Origin of the sequence: Salinicoccus siamensis, from assembly GCF_042429615.1 — a bacterium.
Classification (GTDB): domain Bacteria; phylum Bacillota; class Bacilli; order Staphylococcales; family Salinicoccaceae; genus Salinicoccus; species Salinicoccus siamensis.
Window position 1 is genome coordinate 1 of sequence record NZ_JBHMAH010000031.1, and the last position, 17,135, is coordinate 17,135.

Sequence of the window (17,135 nt, forward strand, 5' to 3'; positions counted from 1 at the left end):
TAACTTGATTCTACAAGAAAAGGGCTCCCTTTTTCTATTTATTCATTTACACAAACTATTTTACGCTCTCTAATTATTAACCCAGATAGATATATATATTCCTAATAAAATTAAAAATGTTGTTAAAATAAACACGGATATTTGATTAAAATAAAAGAATTTCACTAAGTGTCTTCTGATTTTACTTATAGGTATTTCTTTATTCTGATAGCAAGCCTTAAGAATATATTTAGATAAATATTTAAATAGTACAAATATTAGTATTGTCGATATAAACATTATTATTATCCAAGACATAATAAATATTGGTACTTTGTCATATGTTAAATCTTCACTCACTTTACTAAAATCAATTCCTTGTATTATTATATTGACCTCTAGTATTAAGTACCAAATATATCTGGAATATATTGTTAATAATACCATAAAAAAAATTGAAAAAATTATAGTTGTTAATAACTTAATAATACTGCAAATTTTTTCTTTAATTTTTGGTTTTTTTATTATTTTGTTAATTATTAATAACAGAAGTACAATGAGTACAATGGGTAAAATAACTACGAGTATCCCAAGAAAATATAAGAATATATACTCTTCGATTTCCAAATCAAACATATATTATTCCCCAATTCAATTATGTGATTTTTATATTCTTACTATAATACTATAATAATTGTGAATTACAAGTTTAAACTAATCTTTGAAATATAGCCTCAGACCAAGTCTTGTGGAAGTAATTTATTAGGTAAAGTTACCCAAACATTTCTCACCAGTTTAATTTGATGCATTATCTTAGAAAACCTTCATAAGAGCTGTCGAATTTCCAATGATTTATGGAGGGGTTATCCACTCTGCTCTAAATTGGTTGGAATTTTTCGGCCACTCATTGGTGCCATATCCTATATTTTGTTATATATTATATAGTAAGTAAGCTGTTTGCAGAGTCTATGAATTCGTCTTAGAAACTCTTGCTCAATTTTAAAGGATTTCGTTTGTCAAAATAAGCTAGACAGTTGCTGATCATCCATGTAACTCAAAAAGACTTCCAATGGTGTTCGATAGTTTAACGATTTTCTTAGGATGTGGTTTCTTCTTGCAACGACGGATGAGACAAATATCTGATCGACCGTGTTGAAATCCATGTCTTTGGGCAGTCCATCCTTTCTGAGCAGGCCGTTGGAATGTTCGTTCAATCCCCGCTGGGATGGTGTCCCCGGATCGGCAAAGTAGACGGACAGGTCATTCCGATTGCTCATCGATCGCCAGTTGGAAAATTCCTTGCCACAGTCGAAAGTGATCGATTTGAATAGGTTTCTGGGCATCTTTTGACACCATGTATTTATGGCAACCTCGATATCCTGCGCCGTCCGGCCTTCGGGTTTCAGGGTGATGATGGCTTTTGAGAGGCGTTCGACCAGCGTGATGACGGCACTCTTGTGCCGGACGCCAACGATGGTATCTCCCTCCAGATGACCAAATTCATCATTGAACGTCGGGTAGTCAGTTGTTCTTTCTGAAATGTTGCGCCTGAATGCCTGACGCCCCCGGCGTTCCTGATGGCCGTTCGGTTTTCGCTTGCCCTGCATCGGCAGTGTGGCCGCATCAAAGGTTTCCCGTTTGAACATCCGATACAGTGTACGGCTTGAACAGTCAATCAACATTTCCTGCGGATCGACGATGACATCCGGCGTCCAACCCTGAGCCACCTGCTTTTCAATATACGCCTGCTGGTCGGTCGGCAGGACCATCCGTTTTCTACCCCACCGTTTTTTGTTTTCTTGATAGCGATGATAGTAATCCAGCGCGGTGTGCCCGTCCCTGAGATATGCGATGACATCATGAACCGTCTGACGGGCACGCCCAATCCGTTTCGCAATATGAGAAGTCGGTGTGTCGTGATGGAAATAGGCTTCTATGATTACGAGTTCGTCCGTGGTAATATGGGTATAGGTCATGCGTGATCACTCCTATGATTTTCTTTGGTCGGAAAACTCATTTTGAGTGTATCACGTGTGACCCTTTTTAGGTGTCTAGCTTAATTTTACAATCGGCGAAATTTAATCTTTAAATTTTAGAGGAATAATTTATTGATCATACAACCATAACTCTAAGTTCGATGTGAGAATTATTTAAATGATGTACCTCACTTTACTTCTCCTAAATAACTAAACCTCCCCCGGCACTTCCGGCACACATACCGCTTCTCATACCCTTTCATATTCCTACTGAACTGATACCTGCATTTCTTGCATTCATATAGATGGCGGCGCCCCTTGAATTGGTGCGTGCGCGTCTGCGATATGCCTAAGCGTTTCAGTGTTTCTTTGAATTCCGGATCGGAATCCTTATATGGCTGCCCTTTAGTAAATAGCGCATAATGCACACATTCATGGTAGAGCACATCCAGAATGAACTGTTCAGTATTGTGGACAATGAAGTTATACGATATGATTATTTCCATATCGATTTTCTGGCGATTGCCTTTTATGTATTTGATGCGGAATGCCCCAAGCTTTGATGTCATGCGTTTGGATATCCTGATGGGAATACCAAGCGGCATGTTGAATTTATCCATTAAAAATTTGTTTGCATAATATTCGAGTTGTTCATGCGTCATAGATATAAGCCTTCTTTCAATCTTGATTGGAAAATGACAAAAGGTCAGGATATCAATTATCCTGACCTTTTTATTCTACAGTAATTCTTTTGCCAAGAGACGATAAACGTTCAATCTGGCTTCTTGGGAGTGCGGAATGCTGACGATCATCGCTTCATCGAATCCGTACCGTTCCTGTTCTTCTTTCAGCTGGTCTGCAACTTCTTTTGCCGAACCGACGATATGGAGCGGCCTACGTTGCTCTATCTTCATTTTATCCATTTCTGTCAGCGGATAATCCTGTGCTTCCTCTGGTGTGAGGGGCGGCATTATCCTGCCTTGTGACAACATGAGCCCTGCGATATCTTGAGGCAAGGCCTGGAATTCCGCTTCTTCACGTGTTTCTGCAGTCGTCACCATATAGCATACATTGATTTCCGGCTTCTCCATGAAATCGGTCGGATTAAAATTCTGTCTGTATGCATCCAATATTTCACGGCTCAAGGCTCCATTGAAGAATTGGGCAAATGAATAACCCGCTCCCATTTTAGCGGTCTCTACTGCACTGTTGCCGCTCGAACCGAGCATCCATGCCTCAGGAAGTGTAACATTTTGGGGAAATGCTGGTGTTGAACCATAAAGCCGGCCTTCAGGAGTTTCGTCGTTAATCAACTGAAGCGCTATTTCAAACTTTTCATAAAGGTTATCGAGTTCAGGACGTCTACCCTGTGATAATGCATACATGGCGCTGCCGTCCCCACCTGGCGCCCGGCCTACGCCAAAATCAATCCTGCCAGGGGAGAATGCACTGAGTGTCTTGAATACTTCAGCCAGTTTCAGTGGTGAGTAGTGCATCATCATGATGCCGCCTGTCCCTATCCTGATGTTTTCGGTCTTGGCAGCGAGTCTGGCTGCAGTGATTTCAGGGGCTGAACTGACTACTGTACCGAGCCCATGATGTTCTGCCATCCACATGCGATGGTATCCGAGGGAATCAGCCAATACCGCCAATTCCTCTGCTTTATGGAGGGCATCCTGCCCGTTATTGCCTTTAGTTACAGGCGCCTGATCCAATACACTTAATTTCATTGAAAACCCTTCTCTCTTTATATGGTGACCTAGTGATCGAATAATCGGTTGAGCTCTTGTTCTCTTTTCAGTTTTTCCGGCGTAACGTCATTTCCCACAGGATCAATGACCGTAAGCCCTGAGAGGTTATCGAGCACCTGTCCACGGAATTGGCGCAGATAATTCTCACGCAATTCCTTTTGTTCCTGCTGTTCGGTTGCAGTTAATCCTATCTGTTTCTTTTTCTGTGCCAGTTCATTGATGCGGTCGAGTCCCACTATCATATTTAACATCTTCTTTCATATTAGTTTTACCTTTTTATATATGCTCATATTTCACACTGCAACTCTCTTGCAATGTCTCTTCAAGCGCTTTGAAGCGTTCATTGTAGTTTCCGGCGCGCAGCTTCTCAGTTAGGCCGGCAATATTCTCACGCTTCAACACACTTTTCCATGATTCCTCCGCCTCGCCCATCGTATCCCTCAATATGCATTCCTCTGACGTCTCAATTGAATCCATCATATTATCCAATATGCCGCTCGATGTATAGAGCGACTGACGGCCTTCAATCGCAGTATAGATATCATATATCCGAATGTCTTCCGGCGAACGATTTAGTCTGAAGCCACCTTTAGTGCCATGAATTGATGCAATCAGGTCTGCCTTCACCATTCTTCTCAACAACTTCTGGAAGTAGCTGGGCGAGGCTCCGATATGTCTGCTGATTTCCTCACTGTGCAGCACGGCACCTTCTGGCAGCAGATTGAGGAGAATGACTGCATAGACGGATTGTTCCACACCTGTTTTTATTTTCACAGCGGCATCACTTCCTTCCCTTATATTGGATAATTGTTGTCCATTTTTAAATGACTTTAACAGATGAAGTGATTCCCTTCAACTATGACGACTTGAAGGCTACACTATTTCCAACTTCATATATGATGAGAAGGTTTTAATATTATGAATTTATAGCATTTAAATTTGTATCAATAATATAAGGTGCCTCTTTTTTATTTATCGCATACAAAATGTGGGTAGATATTTATATGTCCAATCAATACGGCATGATAATATAATTTCATGAACAGGAGAGATCAGTAAATGAGAGAGGTAGAATTTCATAATGGCAACACAATGCCACAGATAGGGCTTGGCGTATTCAGGGTGGAAGACGGTGAAGACTGCAAGAATGCTGTCAAACATGCGATTGTAAATGGCTATCGCAGTATTGATACAGCCATGATCTACAAAAATGAGAAGAGTGTCGGTGAAGGCATTAAAGCAGGCATTAAGGAAGCGGGCATCGATCGTTCTGACCTTTTCGTGACATCCAAGCTTTGGCTTGATGACTATGGTCCAGGAAATGTGGAAAAGGCCTATGATACATCCCTTGAGAACCTTCAGCTGGACTACTTAGATCTGTATCTTATGCATTGGCCGGGCACCGATGAAGACCTCATGATCGAGACATGGCATGAAATGGAGCGTCTATACAACAATAATCGTGTTAAAAACATCGGCGTCAGCAACTTCATGGTTTCCCACATGGAGACATTGCTGCAGCGGACAGATGTAAAACCGGTCATCAATCAGGTGGAGTATCACCCCTACCTTGTCCAGAACGACTTGAAGCTGTACCTCGACTCCCGCAAAATTGTCATGGAATCCTGGTCACCATTGGTGAACGCCAAAATCCTTGATGATGAAACCATCAAGGAGATTGCGGAAGAAACCGGCAAGTCACCCGCTCAAGTCGTCATCCGCTGGAATATAGAAAATGGTCTCGTCACCATACCAAAATCCGTGACACCTGAGCGGATAGAAGAGAATATAGACGTGTTCGGCTTCTCCCTAAGCAAGACACAGATCAGTCGGATCAACCAGTTGAATAAAGATGAACGCAATGGTCCGGACCCTGCTACATTCACGGGTAACAGATAATATTGCCCATCTATAATGTTGTTTAGACAAGAACACCTCGGCATGCCGCTTTGGGCGCCGAGTTTCTGTACGGAAAAGGAGGCGGCTTTATTGGCGAATGCAACCGCTTCTTCAAGCGCCTTGCCTTCAGCGAGTGCGACGGCGAGTGCACCATTGAATGTATCGCCGGCGCCTGTCGTATCGGTGACTTCAACTTTTTGTGATGACACGGTGATCATCCGGTCTCCTCTGAAGAAGGATGCACCCTTGGCGCCGTTCGTGATGACCAGCTTATCCTGGAACTTCGGCAGGCCATCAGTATCGTACGCGAACAGCTTCTCCGCTTCAGTATCGTTTGGCGTGATGTATGCGGCTTTCGCCCAATAGGCATCATCCAACTGCATCGCGGGTGCGGGGTTGATGATGACGGGGACATCAAGCATCTCGCAGAGATCCAGTATGTGTTCAACTGTTTGTTTCGGAATCTCAAACTGGATCAGGATATAGTCGCTTGCCTTAATCCTTTTTTTGAACTTGTCTATATAATCGGGATGCATTTCGCCGTTTGCACCGGCGATGATGATGATTCTGTTGTCCTGATTCGACACGATAATGTTGGCGAGCCCGGAAGAGACGTCCGCTTCTATTCCTATAGCTTCTGTCTTCACCCCTTGTGATTCGAAATTATCGATGAGGGTCTTACCGAACGGATCATCCCCCACTTTGCCGATCATATATACCTCTGTACCAAGTCTGGCAGCGGCAACTGCCTGGTTGGCACCTTTACCGCCCGGTAGGGTCTTGAAGCTTTCGCCCGGCAGGGTCTCACCTTGCTTCGGCATATTTTCTGTTATAGTCACCAAATCCATATTGATGCTGCCGATGACGGTGATTTTAGGGGTGTGCATGATTATTCCTCCTCGTCGTAGGCCTTCAGTATGGCTTCAAACAGATTCCAGAACTTTTCCTGGTCGACCTCATACGCAAAATTAGTGTTGGCAGGTTTTCCTGTGACACCGAGGAGATCTACTACTGTTTCACCATAGGTCAGTTCCCCTTTTGTTTCGACGTCTGCATGCACATGCTTGAATGTGAACAAGTCCGGATCTAGTAGATACATCGTCGTGCAGGCATCATGGATGGGGCCGCCTGACATACCAAAATGCTCTTTATACATATCCCCGAAGAATACGAGGAGCTCTGAGACGAATTTTGCTGTTGGATTATTGATTCCAGCCAGACGCTTCTGAATCTCATCTGTGGCGATCACCTGATGCGTCACATCGAGGCCGAACATCGTAACGGGAATGCCACTATTGAATACAACCTTTGCCGCTTCTGCATCGACATAGATATTGAACTCGGCAGAAGGGGTCCAGTTGCCGAATGTGCCGCCGCCCATCAGGACGATCTCTTCGACATCCGATTTGATTTCAGGTGCTTTGATCAGTGCCATGGCGATGTTGGTTAATGGCCCGGTTGGCACCAATCTCACTTTTCCATCAGCCTTTTTGACTTGATCGATGATGAAATCGACTGCGTGCCCTTCTTCCTTCTGACTTTTTGGATCCGGTAGTACGGGGCCATCCATACCGGATTCGCCGTGGATTTCCGTTGCGATTTCACTTGCTTTGACAAGCGGCCTTGCCGCACCTTGGACAACTGGCACATTAAGCTTCAGAAGGTCCTTGACCTTCAGGGCATTGATTGTATTCTTATCGACTTCGACATTCCCTGCGACTGTGGTGATGCCAAGGATGTCCAGGTTGCTTTGTGCTGAAGCGGCGATGATGATCGATATGGCATCGTCATGGCCCGGATCACAATCTAATATCACTTTTCTGTGTGTCATTGATAAATTTCTCCTATTCATTAATATGGATTGACATGGACATTCACGTCCTGTACTTCTTCAAACTGGCGCATCAATAGTTGTTTGACTTCTCTCGCCACATGGTGCCCCTCCTCGACCGTCATTTTTGCATCGACGGCGATTTTAATGTCGATGATCACGTAGGAACCATGTGAACGTGCGCTCAAATTATCGATGTTGCGCACTTTATCGACGGCAAGCACTGCCTCTCTCATATCCTCGGTCTCCTCTTCATTCAGCACGACTTCAAGGGATACACTGACTGCTTCTTTTCCCAACTGGTAGCCCATATACATGATGATAATGGCGATAACAGCGCTGGCTATAGGGTCCAGATAGGCCAAGGCAGGAATATTGAACGAGCTGCCTACTATAGTCAGTCCAATACCCGCCAGTGCCACCAGGGATGATATGGCATCAGAGCGATGGTGCCATGCATCTGCAATCAGAGCCGGGCTCTTTATCCTACTGCCGAGACGGTACTTATACTGGAAGAGGGCTTCCTTCACGACCACTGAAAAGATGATGATATATAGCGCAATGAGCGTCGTCTCGCTCCCTACCGAGCCTGATACCAGCGAGCGCACTGAATTGTATATGATCTCGAAGCCAACGACGATGAGCAGTATCGCTATAATCAAGGTGGCGACGTTTTCGGACTTGCCGTGGCCATATGGATGTTCTTCATCAGGCGGTTTACGTGAGGCGCGTATACCGATCAAGACAGCTAGTGAGCTCAGTACGTCTGAAGCGGAATGCACTGCGTCTGCAATGAGGGCCCTGCTGTTTCCAAGCATTCCCCCGATCAGCTTCAGTACAGCCAGAAGAATATTGACGGCCATACCTATAATAGTGGCGACTTGTGCCTGTTTATGCCTATTTTCCATATCATATCCCTCATTTTTAAATTGCTAGCTTCTTCATTCTATCAATGTCTGTCCTTTAATTGAATATAAAAGGCAGAACCCGGCGGGTTCTGCCTTTATTCTGCCTCTTCGTCAGCCAGCGTCTCTACGTCAGAGACCACTTCTTCGAGTGGGAATTCATTATCCCCTGTGTCCACTCCTGGATAATCTTTGATAACTTTGCCTTCCTGATCAATCAGATAGAAGCTGATGCCGTGTGTCACCTGGTTGCTGCCTTCCGGTGGCGGTGCCACGATCGTCTTGAAGTTATCTTCGGCAAATCCTCTGATGAAGCTGTAGTCATAGCCGGTGGCGAGCTGCCACTCAGTATCATCTGGCACATCGTAATGGGACAGGTAGTCAGCCAATACTTGCGGCGTATCCGTTTCAGGGTCGACTGATAGACTAAGGACGCCATAATCTTCTACGCCTCGTTCCTCGAGTTCATTGACGACATCGGTCATATTCGCCGTCATAGGTGGGCAGACGGTTGCGCAATTTGTGAATATGAAATCGATGAGCCATACTTTGCCCTCCATATCTTCACGCGTAAATGTCTCGCCCTGCTGATTCGTCACTTCAAAATCGCCCAGCTCATTACCATAACGGGACATCACTTCGACGTCCGAATCACTGCAGGCAGAGAGTATGAATGATGCCATTAAAACAGTAACCAATATTTTCTTCATTAAAAACCCTCCGGAGACGTTTGTATCCAACTATATCAGAGAAGAGGCTCCACACAACCTGTAAAAAAGGGATATTTGTGAAAATAATATGGCGGATACAATAAAACCCAATTTCATCTGGATTATTGTTTCCGAGAAGCATTATCCCCATGTGTCTGTTCTTTTAAGAAAAAGGCCATCACTATGCCTGCCGCCGCCATCGCCGCCGAGAAGATGAAGGAGGCATTCACCCCTGTGACTTCTTCCATCGCCGTTGGTGAGCCGTCTGAGAGCCGGAGTGTGACACCGGTCATGATGGTGACCATCATTGCAGTAAAGAGGGAGCCGCCGATCTGCCGCATCGTATTGTTCATCGCGGTGCCGTGCGGAATCAATATATCCTTAAGCGCATTCATGGCGAACGTGGTGAGCGGCATCATCGTCAAGCCTGTCCCCAATAACCTGAAGGTGTAGATGATCGTGATGTAGCGGAAAGTGGATTCGGTCGTAAGGTCCGACAACAATATGGAAGTGACCAGAATCAGAGCCAATCCGGTAAACGTCAAAATCCGTATGCCGAACTTATCGAACAATGTGCCTGCAACCGGCATCGTCAGCCCCATGAGCAGCGTACCAGGCAATAGCGCAAGCCCTGACTCAAACGGCGAATAGCCGAGCATATCCTGCATCAGGACAGGCAATATATTATTTGCCCCGACCATTGAAGTGAAGACCACCACACCGATCAGCGAGCTCAAGAGGAAGTGACGATTCCTGAAGACGCGCATTTCCAAGATAGGCTGCCTAAGCTTCAGCTGTCGCTTCGCGAACACCAGCACCAACAGCAGGCCAACCACAATCGTGAATATCACGAGCAGATCTGTCCATCCCCTCGTACCGGCAATCGAAAATCCATAGAGCAGTCCTCCGAAGCCGAATGTGGATAATACAATCGACGGCAAGTCGACTTTTGGATCCGTCTGCTGGGTGACGTTCTTCATCGAAACCAAAGCGAGTACGAAATTCAATAATACTAGCGGCAGCACGATGAAGAATAGTGCACGCCATGGCCATATTCCTACGATATATCCAGCAAGTGGGGGTCCGATGGCTGGTGCCAGGCCGATGACCAGGCCGAAGTAGCCCATCGCCTTACCACGCTGTTCAAGCGGAAACTGGGTCAGTAGGATGACTTGTGTCAGCGGCATCATGATGCCTGCTGCAAGACCTTGGAACACCCGCCCGATAAGCAGAACCGAATAGACTGGCGACAAGGCGGCGAGCAGCGTACCGGTGATGAAGATTGTCATACCGGTCAGATAGAGCATCCTCGAAGTGAATTTGTTGATCAGGAATGCTGACACTGGAATCATAATGCCATTGACAAGAAAGAATCCCGTCGTCAACCATTGTGCAGTGCTGAACGGTACATTGAAGTCATTCATGATCGGCGGGACTGCAGTGACAAGCAGCATCTGGTTGAGCAGGACGAGGAATGACCCCATCAATAATGTCGCAATCAGTAACATTTTTGGACTCATCTTCATTTGTTTCATATCTTCACTACTTCCTTGGAATTGAACTTGGGTCTACTTGAAACGAGTAACGCTGCGTTCATTGGCGGCATCGACTTCGAGTATGTGCTCCATGCGCGTCTTCAACTCTTCTACATGCGAAATGATGCCGACCATCTTACCCGTCGTCTGCAGGTCGATGAGTGTATTCACCGCTACATCCAATGTTTCGGGGTCGAGGGTACCGAACCCTTCATCGATCAGCATCGTTTCTAGACTGATGCCCCCGGACTCCTGCTGCAATGCTTCATTCAATGCAAGCGCGAGCGTCAGTGCCGCCTGAAATGATTCACCGCCGGATAGGGAAGAGATATGCCTTGGCTGATTGTTGTAGAAATCGAACACTTCGATATCCAACCCGGTTTTCCGGTTGCTGCGTGAGGTGCTCCTCCTCAGTTCATATCGGTGCCCCGTCATTTCAAGGAGCCGGATATTGGCAATCTGCAGTATGCGATCTAGGTAATAGGTCAATACGAATCGCTCCAAAGAGACCTTCTGATCGTTCCTGCCGGCTACCGCATCCGCTAATGATAATAAGGCCTGCGTCTCTTCAAGGGCTGCTTCATGCTGGTCAATCAAATCGTTTATCCGCTTTAGATTCTTATCGTTATGCTCGATCTGGGCGTTTAACTTCGCCCGGGATTCCGTCAGTGATTCGAGATGTTTTTCAATAGCTGCAAGTTTTTCCTGTTCCCCTGATGGATCCATCCATTCACGGCCGTCCATCTGACTTTCCAGATGGCGTTTCCTATCTAACGCCACTTCTTTTTCACGATGATAAGATTTGATGCTCGCCTCTATCTCTCCGATGTCGGTGCGTTCCGAGATTCTGATCAATTCTTCCCGATCCATTGATACTTCATGTGTGAATTGATCTATCTCAGGTGTCAGGGAGGATAGTGTCTGTTGCACTTTCACCGCCTGTTCGTTCAGCGCCGCTGTCTTTTCTTCCATTCTGGCAAGCGCATCCTTGGTCGCGAGGCGCATCGATTCATTCTGCTGCAGGCGGTGGCGGTACCCGTCAACCTCTCTACGTTTTTCTTTGAAGGCTTGTGCGAATGCTTCGAACTGCTCGTAGCCTGTCTCGGTTATGAACATATCCTTCAATTCCTGGGCCCGGTGCAACTGGTGGGTGATGTTATTTTCATCCACTCTGCCGTCCGCCAATCTCTGTTCCAGACGCTTATATTCCTCATTATACTCAGACTGCCTCTCGTACCTCTCAGAATCTGCCTGCTGATCTTGCGTAAGCTGTTGATAGGCCGATTCAAGATCTGCATAACTCTTTTTGAGCACTTCCAGATCCATCCGCTTCTTATCCGGCGTCATCTCTTCCATCACTCTACGCTTCGCCTGCAGTTCCGATTGGCGCTCGGCCAGGTGCTGCATCGCATCATTGAGGGTTTTCAGACGCTCCTCTTCAGCCTCAGTCAGCATTTCCACATCGTGCGGTAATGTCTCGACCGGCTGCCTGCACACCGGACAGTCATGGCCGACTTCAAGGTGCTGTAGAAGATGGCTGATATGATGACCGTCTTCGGTCGAGAACTTATCTTCTACGCTGCGTTTCAGCTTTTCCAGTTTTTCTTTCGTTTCTTCAGACTGCTTTTCCAATTGAAGGAGTTCTTCATCTATCTTGGATTTCTCTTCATCATTGCGCCGGTTACCCTGCTCTTCTTTGATGGCTGTATCAAGCGCCATCCTCTCCTTTTCATTTTCGAAGATGGCCCGGGCCAACCGGTCTGATGCGTCGCGGTCCCATGCGTCTTCCTGCATGTGCCCCTTCAGTTCTTCAATTTGGCATGCCAGCCTCTTTGATGCTTCTTCGCTGTCGGTTTTGGCTCTCTGCAACTCTTCGATTCCAGAGATGTTTTCCCGGATGTGTGCGTCCGATATGAAACGTTCCGTCCGGTTCAGCCATTTCTCCATTTCAGAGAAGCGGCCTTCAGCGGCCTTCAACTCTTCATATTCTGAAAGATGACCCTCGTACTTTTTTTGTGAAGCATGCTGCGCTTCGTTCAATTCCTTAAGGCTCAAGCCAAGCCTTTTCTGCTCAGCAAGGGCGTCACTCTCTTTTTTGAGTGCATACTCCTTCTCTTTTGCAATCCGGTAATCCGTCAACACCTTCTCCAATTCTTTTATCTCGGATTTCCGGCTCTCCAAATTGTTTAATCCGTCTGCAATCTCCTGCAGTTCCTTCACCTTTGCGTTATGCAGTTCCTTGGCGTCCAACCTTTTCTTGATGGTCTCAAATGCTTTCTGCTGGCTGGTCGCTTCTGTCATTACCGCTTCAAGTTTTTCTGCTAGCAGCTTCTGGATTTGGCTGATCGCTTCTACCCTTTTGGCTGATGTGGGATAGTCCGCCTCCATCATGCTTCTGACCGCGTCATGTTCATCCCCGCTTAAGGAATTGAAGAGCTCCTGGATTTTGGTCTCCATCACTGCAGTATCCTTCAATTTCTCTTTCTTCAGTTCATTGAGTTTGTTTTCGAACTGGACGAAGCGTTCTGTCCGGAAAAGAGTGCGCAGTATCTCCTGCTTCTGTTCGCTGGAAGAAGTGAGCAGGCGCTTGAATTCACCCTGGGGGAGTACGAGGATCTGCCTGAACTGGTCCGCATTCAACTTGATGATATCCATGATCGATTGCTTGACGCCGTTGATGCTGCTGTCGATCACCTCACCTTCCCCGCTGTATAATACCGCTTTTGGTGGGACCGGGGTCTTCCGCCCCGCCTTGTGGTAGGACAGCGTACGCTCCACTGTATATGTACGTCCGCGTATTTCGAACTGCAACCGGATCGAACTGATATCATCATCCGTCGCAAATTGGCTTCTGACCGAACCTTCGGTACGATCTCTTGTCGACAGTGTGCCGTAGAGCGCATAGGTGATGGCGTCAAAAATCATCGTTTTACCGGATCCTGTCCTGCCGCTGATCAGGAACATGCTGTCTTTGACTTTAGTGAAGTCTATCGTCTCATTCTCGAACGGGCCGAAATAATGCATGCTAATCTGTATCGGTTTCATCTATATCACCTTTGAAATGGTTATTGAATATTTCTGTCTGATAGCGGCTTGGTGATTCACCGAAAATGTTCTCGATGAATGAACCGAATATCTCCCCATCGGTCGAACTGTCCGCATCAACAGCCTTTATGCTTTCTTCGCTGACTTCTTTTATGGGCCTCAGTTCCAATGTGTTCGGGTATATCATCTTGATCTTGGACATGGGATCATTGATGTGCGACATGCCAGACAATTCAAATTTGAAATATGCTTCCTTATCATTAAAATGGACCGCTTCTTCAATGACGTCATCGAATGTTCCGGTATAATGGATGAGGTCACGCTTCATCTCAAGCGGAACAAAACGGCACTGCATAATGCCAGTTGTGTCGATGAGGCGATATCCTTTCGGCTGGTTCACTTCCGAGAATGAGTATTTGAGCAGCGAGCCACTGTAGAATATCTTGTCATGGGTGATGGCAAACGGATGATGCAGGTGGCCGAGCAGCACAAGATCAAATGCTTCAAACAGTTCAGCACTTACCTCTTCCGACAAACCTATCGACAGCGGACGTTCGGACTCCGATGTCTTGCCTTCAGATATGAACATATGGCCGACCACTATATTGAAGGCGTTTTTATCCATCACTCTCGATAGTTCTTCTGTAATGCGGACATATACGTCGTGATGGGTTTTTATCCCGTCGTCCTGAAAATGGACTCTCGCTTCCAGAACATCCAGATAAGGGATCATATAGAAGTGATGACCCCCCATTTTAATTGGTGTGGTAATGTCGTCGATCGCCGTGCGCATGTGATAACCGCTCTTGGCAAACCAGTAGCTGCCGTAGTCAAGGCGCGAGCGGCTGTCATGATTTCCGCTGATCGCCAGGACTGGTACATTTTCCTCTATATTTATCTTATACAGATAATCATTCACCAGCTTCAATGCGGATTGGGAAGGGTTGGCGCGGTCGAAGACGTCCCCTGCAAGGACGAGCACATCAATGTCCTCTTGCCTTACGCAATCGAGGACCTGTTCGAGCATGTGTTGCTGATCTTCAATAAGATCCATGCCGTTCAGCCGCTTTCCTATATGCCAATCTCCTGTATGTAGAATTTTCATTGTATCTATCACCTCGTATCTTCTAATTATACAAGAAAAACGCCCCCCAAGTAAGTTCAGGGGACGGTTTTTCAGTGCAGCTGTCGGATGGATATGATGAGAGCATCCAGTTTCTGCTCCATCCTATAGAGCAGAAAGAATGTGATCACTGCCGGAAAACCAACATCGCTGACTAATGGCACCCATTCCATGCTAGATTATCTCGGTAACATTCTGTTCGACGATTTTAGCCGAATGGACAGACACCGGCGTGCCCTGCGACGGTGCCAGTACACCTGTGTCCATAAGCTTTCTGGCCTCTAGGAGTATCGCTTCTTCTGTCAGGTTATCCTTCGGGTTGCTGATGTTCAGTGTAAACCGGCGGTCTGCCGATGTGTTGAAGACGATGACAAGTTTCCTGGTCATGGTTTATTCCCCCTTATTAATTGATGACATAAGTCTGTTCCTTTTCAACGATTGCGTATACATCATTCGTCAACATTTGATACACCTCGGCTGCAGCATTGATATCTGCATCAGTTGCTGACAACTCCAGGTTTCTGACAGATCTGAAACGCAGTTTTTCCCCGCCTTTTCCATCTGCTTCAAAAAAGTAGAACTTGGCACTTAAGTTTTTCAACATGTCCTTCACCTCCTTCGCCTTATATATCGAAGTGGATGATTAGATGGACAATATTCTTTTTATTTCTTATAATAGCTTTGAGGTGAGGCAATGGACGATCTATTTATGTGGCTGATTGCACTATGGACTTTCATCATGTTGGGGCTCATGGTAATCGGCGGATACTTCATGTTCAGGAAATTTTTGAAGCGTATGCCAAAAGGAGATGGATATAGTGAACTCGATTGGCAGGCGTTTTATATAGATAAGGCGTTGCCCCTGTGGCATGACGAGGCTAAATCCATGCTGAATGAGCTTGTCACTCCCGTTCCGGAACTGTTCAGGGATGTGGCGAAGGAACGGATTGCAGGTAGAATTTCAAAGATCGCCCTTGATGAGGGCGCTAAAAAGATCACTTTGGACCATATCATGAAAGGCTATATCATTGCCACGCCAAAGCGTGATCACAAATTCATGAAAAAGAAACTCAATGAATTGGACATTGATTATACACCGTATGAGGCGCTCTTCGAATATGCCGACGATGAGAAACAGAAATTCTCCATATTTGAGCAGACAGAAAAAGTAAGCAGCAGATCAAGTTGACTTGATCTGCTGCTTTTCATATTGCTTCAATTTCAGCAGCATCGACAGACGCCATATTATGATCATGACGAAGGCGAGCAGAAAGAACATGCCACCGATTTCACCCGGGGAGATGCTCATCGACAGGATGGTCTTCAGTATAATCCTCAGCACAAGCAATCCCAACAATATGACGGGGAAGAGTTTCGATTGCCTGACATACAGTGCCCCGTCCCTCTCATCGTAACGGGTGGTGATGACGAGCAGGACGGAAAAGATGAGTCCCATAGCCACTGCTTCTAAGATTTCGGAAGCGCTGAGCCTGAAATATGGAAATACATACATCAAGGCGCCGGTCGACATCATCACTGGCGGTATGATGATTTTCCGTAGTGTCAATGGTCGTTTGGCTGCGCGCTGTCTGACGATTATGGCACCGATACCCATGATGACAGCCATAATGGAGGCGGCCGTAAACAAAATGCTTTCAATGCCCATAATCTAAAACCCCTGGAAATCGCCGAAGAATGGCTGCAACCAGATGATGATCTGCGTCAATCCATCAAAGTAGAGCAATACACCCATCAGAATCATGATGACGCCGCCAACCTTCATGATGAGGTTTGAATATTTCAGCATCCAGCGTGTCCGCGATACGAAGAAACTCAAAGTGAAGAACGGCACCGCAAACCCGAGGCAATATACAATCATCAACATAAGGGCATTGTTCGGCTCAGTTGCGCTCATTGCAAATATTGCGCCGATGATCGGACCGTTGCACGGTGTCCACCCCGCACCAAAAGCCATACCGATCAGAATGGAACCAAAAAAACCGGATGGTCTGTTCTTAAACTGGACCTTCCTGTCCTTCATCAAAAAGTTGAAGTTCAGCACACCGGTTACAATAAGACCGAATATTATAATCAGGATGGCACCAAGTTGACGGATCAGATTCGAGTATTCTATCAATAATCCGCCGAGGAATGCGGTGCCGAATCCGAGTGCGATATAAATCAGACTGAATCCGATCAAGAAAAATAAAGTATGAAGGATCGCCCGCACATTGAACTTCTGACTTTCCACTTCATTATAGCTCATACCTGTTATGTAGGAGATGAAAGCCGGAAAGACCGGAAGTACACATGGGGAGACGAAGCTGAGTACGCCTGCACCAAATGCGAGAAGGAATGTCACTTCACTACCCATAGAAAAA

General features: G+C 46.1%; 18 protein-coding genes and 1 pseudogene. 2 read left to right on the forward strand and 17 right to left on the reverse strand.

What is annotated here, in order from left to right; all coding sequences use genetic code 11:
• Positions 1-995: 995 nt before the first annotated feature.
• The 5 genes from ACFFLE_RS09405 to ACFFLE_RS09425 form a co-directional block, all read right to left on the reverse strand.
• Complete coding sequence (locus ACFFLE_RS09405; RefSeq protein WP_380570847.1) at positions 996-1,955, reverse strand: IS30 family transposase; 960 nt, start codon at positions 1,953-1,955, stop codon at positions 996-998.
• A gap of 188 nt (positions 1,956-2,143) precedes the next feature.
• Positions 2,144-2,617: a SprT family zinc-dependent metalloprotease gene (locus ACFFLE_RS09410; protein ID WP_380570848.1), complete on the reverse strand. Its 474-nt coding sequence runs from the start codon at positions 2,615-2,617 to the stop codon at positions 2,144-2,146.
• 75 nt (positions 2,618-2,692) lie between these two features.
• Entirely contained in the window at positions 2,693-3,685 is a 993-nt protein-coding gene (locus ACFFLE_RS09415) for an LLM class flavin-dependent oxidoreductase (RefSeq protein ID WP_380570849.1), read from the reverse strand.
• A 29-nt stretch (positions 3,686-3,714) separates the two neighbouring features.
• Complete coding sequence (locus ACFFLE_RS09420; protein ID WP_380570850.1) at positions 3,715-3,948, reverse strand: DUF896 domain-containing protein; 234 nt, start codon at positions 3,946-3,948, stop codon at positions 3,715-3,717.
• A 34-nt stretch (positions 3,949-3,982) separates the two neighbouring features.
• Positions 3,983-4,480: an RrF2 family transcriptional regulator gene (locus ACFFLE_RS09425; protein WP_380570851.1), complete on the reverse strand. Its 498-nt coding sequence runs from the start codon at positions 4,478-4,480 to the stop codon at positions 3,983-3,985.
• Positions 4,481-4,765: 285 nt separating this feature from the next.
• On the opposite strand from ACFFLE_RS09425, the gene ACFFLE_RS09430 reads away from it, so the two are divergent.
• Positions 4,766-5,605 carry an aldo/keto reductase gene (locus ACFFLE_RS09430; RefSeq protein ID WP_380570852.1) on the forward strand — a complete coding sequence of 280 codons (840 nt, stop codon included), beginning with the start codon at positions 4,766-4,768 and terminating at the stop codon, positions 5,603-5,605.
• A 44-nt stretch (positions 5,606-5,649) separates the two neighbouring features.
• On the opposite strand, the pseudogene rbsK reads toward ACFFLE_RS09430, so the two are convergent.
• The 10 genes and pseudogenes from rbsK to ACFFLE_RS09480 all read right to left on the reverse strand — a co-directional run.
• Positions 5,650-6,492 (reverse strand): annotated as a pseudogene (gene rbsK, locus ACFFLE_RS09435) (ribokinase); the annotation flags it as partial.
• A gap of 2 nt (positions 6,493-6,494) precedes the next feature.
• Positions 6,495-7,436 carry a nucleoside hydrolase gene (locus ACFFLE_RS09440; RefSeq protein ID WP_380570853.1) on the reverse strand — a complete coding sequence of 314 codons (942 nt, stop codon included), beginning with the start codon at positions 7,434-7,436 and terminating at the stop codon, positions 6,495-6,497.
• Between the two features lie 20 nt (positions 7,437-7,456).
• On the reverse strand, positions 7,457-8,344 hold the full coding sequence (locus tag ACFFLE_RS09445) for a cation diffusion facilitator family transporter (RefSeq protein ID WP_380570854.1): 888 nt from the start codon (positions 8,342-8,344) through the stop codon (positions 7,457-7,459).
• A 95-nt stretch (positions 8,345-8,439) separates the two neighbouring features.
• Positions 8,440-9,051, reverse strand: a complete 612-nt coding sequence (locus ACFFLE_RS09450) for an SCO family protein (RefSeq protein WP_380570855.1) — start codon at positions 9,049-9,051, stop codon at positions 8,440-8,442.
• 122 nt (positions 9,052-9,173) lie between these two features.
• Positions 9,174-10,586, reverse strand: coding sequence for an MDR family MFS transporter (locus ACFFLE_RS09455; protein ID WP_380570856.1), 1,413 nt, complete (start codon positions 10,584-10,586; stop codon positions 9,174-9,176).
• 33 nt (positions 10,587-10,619) lie between these two features.
• Positions 10,620-13,631, reverse strand: a complete 3,012-nt coding sequence (locus tag ACFFLE_RS09460; RefSeq protein WP_380570857.1) for an AAA family ATPase — start codon at positions 13,629-13,631, stop codon at positions 10,620-10,622.
• Positions 13,612-14,736 carry an exonuclease SbcCD subunit D gene (locus ACFFLE_RS09465; protein WP_380570858.1) on the reverse strand — a complete coding sequence of 375 codons (1,125 nt, stop codon included), beginning with the start codon at positions 14,734-14,736 and terminating at the stop codon, positions 13,612-13,614. The genes ACFFLE_RS09460 and ACFFLE_RS09465 overlap by 20 nt, the downstream gene beginning before the upstream one ends.
• 71 nt (positions 14,737-14,807) lie before the next feature.
• Positions 14,808-14,927, reverse strand: a complete 120-nt coding sequence (locus ACFFLE_RS09470; RefSeq protein WP_344701018.1) for a YvrJ family protein — start codon at positions 14,925-14,927, stop codon at positions 14,808-14,810.
• 1 nt (position 14,928) lies between these two features.
• Positions 14,929-15,141: a DUF2922 domain-containing protein gene (locus ACFFLE_RS09475; protein ID WP_344701020.1), complete on the reverse strand. Its 213-nt coding sequence runs from the start codon at positions 15,139-15,141 to the stop codon at positions 14,929-14,931.
• A gap of 16 nt (positions 15,142-15,157) precedes the next feature.
• The gene (locus tag ACFFLE_RS09480; RefSeq protein ID WP_380570859.1) at positions 15,158-15,358 is read right to left on the reverse strand and encodes a DUF1659 domain-containing protein; all 201 of its coding nucleotides are present in this window, start codon (positions 15,356-15,358) and stop codon (positions 15,158-15,160) included.
• Between the two features lie 90 nt (positions 15,359-15,448).
• Between ACFFLE_RS09480 and ACFFLE_RS09485 the strand changes: the two genes are divergently transcribed.
• Positions 15,449-15,943, forward strand: a complete 495-nt coding sequence (locus ACFFLE_RS09485; protein WP_380570860.1) for a DUF2621 family protein — start codon at positions 15,449-15,451, stop codon at positions 15,941-15,943.
• Here the strand turns inward: ACFFLE_RS09485 and ACFFLE_RS09490 are convergent.
• Positions 15,935-16,420: a CcdC family protein gene (locus ACFFLE_RS09490; protein WP_380570861.1), complete on the reverse strand. Its 486-nt coding sequence runs from the start codon at positions 16,418-16,420 to the stop codon at positions 15,935-15,937. The two genes, ACFFLE_RS09485 and ACFFLE_RS09490, sit on opposite strands and share 9 nt — an antisense overlap.
• 3 nt (positions 16,421-16,423) lie before the next feature.
• On the reverse strand, positions 16,424-17,128 hold the full coding sequence (locus ACFFLE_RS09495) for a cytochrome c biogenesis protein CcdA (RefSeq protein WP_380570862.1): 705 nt from the start codon (positions 17,126-17,128) through the stop codon (positions 16,424-16,426).
• Positions 17,129-17,135: the final 7 nt, after the last annotated feature.

Coding starts and splice junctions, on each gene's coding strand:
- ACFFLE_RS09405 (WP_380570847.1), bottom strand. CDS start 1,955: ATGACCTATACCCATATTACCACGGACGAACTCGTAATCATAGAAGCC.
- ACFFLE_RS09410 (WP_380570848.1), bottom strand. CDS start 2,617: ATGACGCATGAACAACTCGAATATTATGCAAACAAATTTTTAATGGAT.
- ACFFLE_RS09415 (WP_380570849.1), bottom strand. CDS start 3,685: ATGAAATTAAGTGTATTGGATCAGGCGCCTGTAACTAAAGGCAATAAC.
- ACFFLE_RS09420 (WP_380570850.1), bottom strand. CDS start 3,948: ATGATAGTGGGACTCGACCGCATCAATGAACTGGCACAGAAAAAGAAA.
- ACFFLE_RS09430 (WP_380570852.1), top strand. CDS start 4,766: ATGAGAGAGGTAGAATTTCATAATGGCAACACAATGCCACAGATAGGG.
- ACFFLE_RS09440 (WP_380570853.1), bottom strand. CDS start 7,436: ATGACACACAGAAAAGTGATATTAGATTGTGATCCGGGCCATGACGAT.
- ACFFLE_RS09445 (WP_380570854.1), bottom strand. CDS start 8,344: ATGGAAAATAGGCATAAACAGGCACAAGTCGCCACTATTATAGGTATG.
- ACFFLE_RS09450 (WP_380570855.1), bottom strand. CDS start 9,051: ATGAAGAAAATATTGGTTACTGTTTTAATGGCATCATTCATACTCTCT.
- ACFFLE_RS09455 (WP_380570856.1), bottom strand. CDS start 10,586: ATGAAACAAATGAAGATGAGTCCAAAAATGTTACTGATTGCGACATTA.
- ACFFLE_RS09460 (WP_380570857.1), bottom strand. CDS start 13,631: ATGAAACCGATACAGATTAGCATGCATTATTTCGGCCCGTTCGAGAAT.
- ACFFLE_RS09465 (WP_380570858.1), bottom strand. CDS start 14,736: ATGAAAATTCTACATACAGGAGATTGGCATATAGGAAAGCGGCTGAAC.
- ACFFLE_RS09470 (WP_344701018.1), bottom strand. CDS start 14,927: ATGGAATGGGTGCCATTAGTCAGCGATGTTGGTTTTCCGGCAGTGATC.
- ACFFLE_RS09475 (WP_344701020.1), bottom strand. CDS start 15,141: ATGACCAGGAAACTTGTCATCGTCTTCAACACATCGGCAGACCGCCGG.
- ACFFLE_RS09480 (WP_380570859.1), bottom strand. CDS start 15,358: ATGTTGAAAAACTTAAGTGCCAAGTTCTACTTTTTTGAAGCAGATGGA.
- ACFFLE_RS09485 (WP_380570860.1), top strand. CDS start 15,449: ATGGACGATCTATTTATGTGGCTGATTGCACTATGGACTTTCATCATG.
- ACFFLE_RS09490 (WP_380570861.1), bottom strand. CDS start 16,420: ATGGGCATTGAAAGCATTTTGTTTACGGCCGCCTCCATTATGGCTGTC.
- ACFFLE_RS09495 (WP_380570862.1), bottom strand. CDS start 17,128: ATGGGTAGTGAAGTGACATTCCTTCTCGCATTTGGTGCAGGCGTACTC.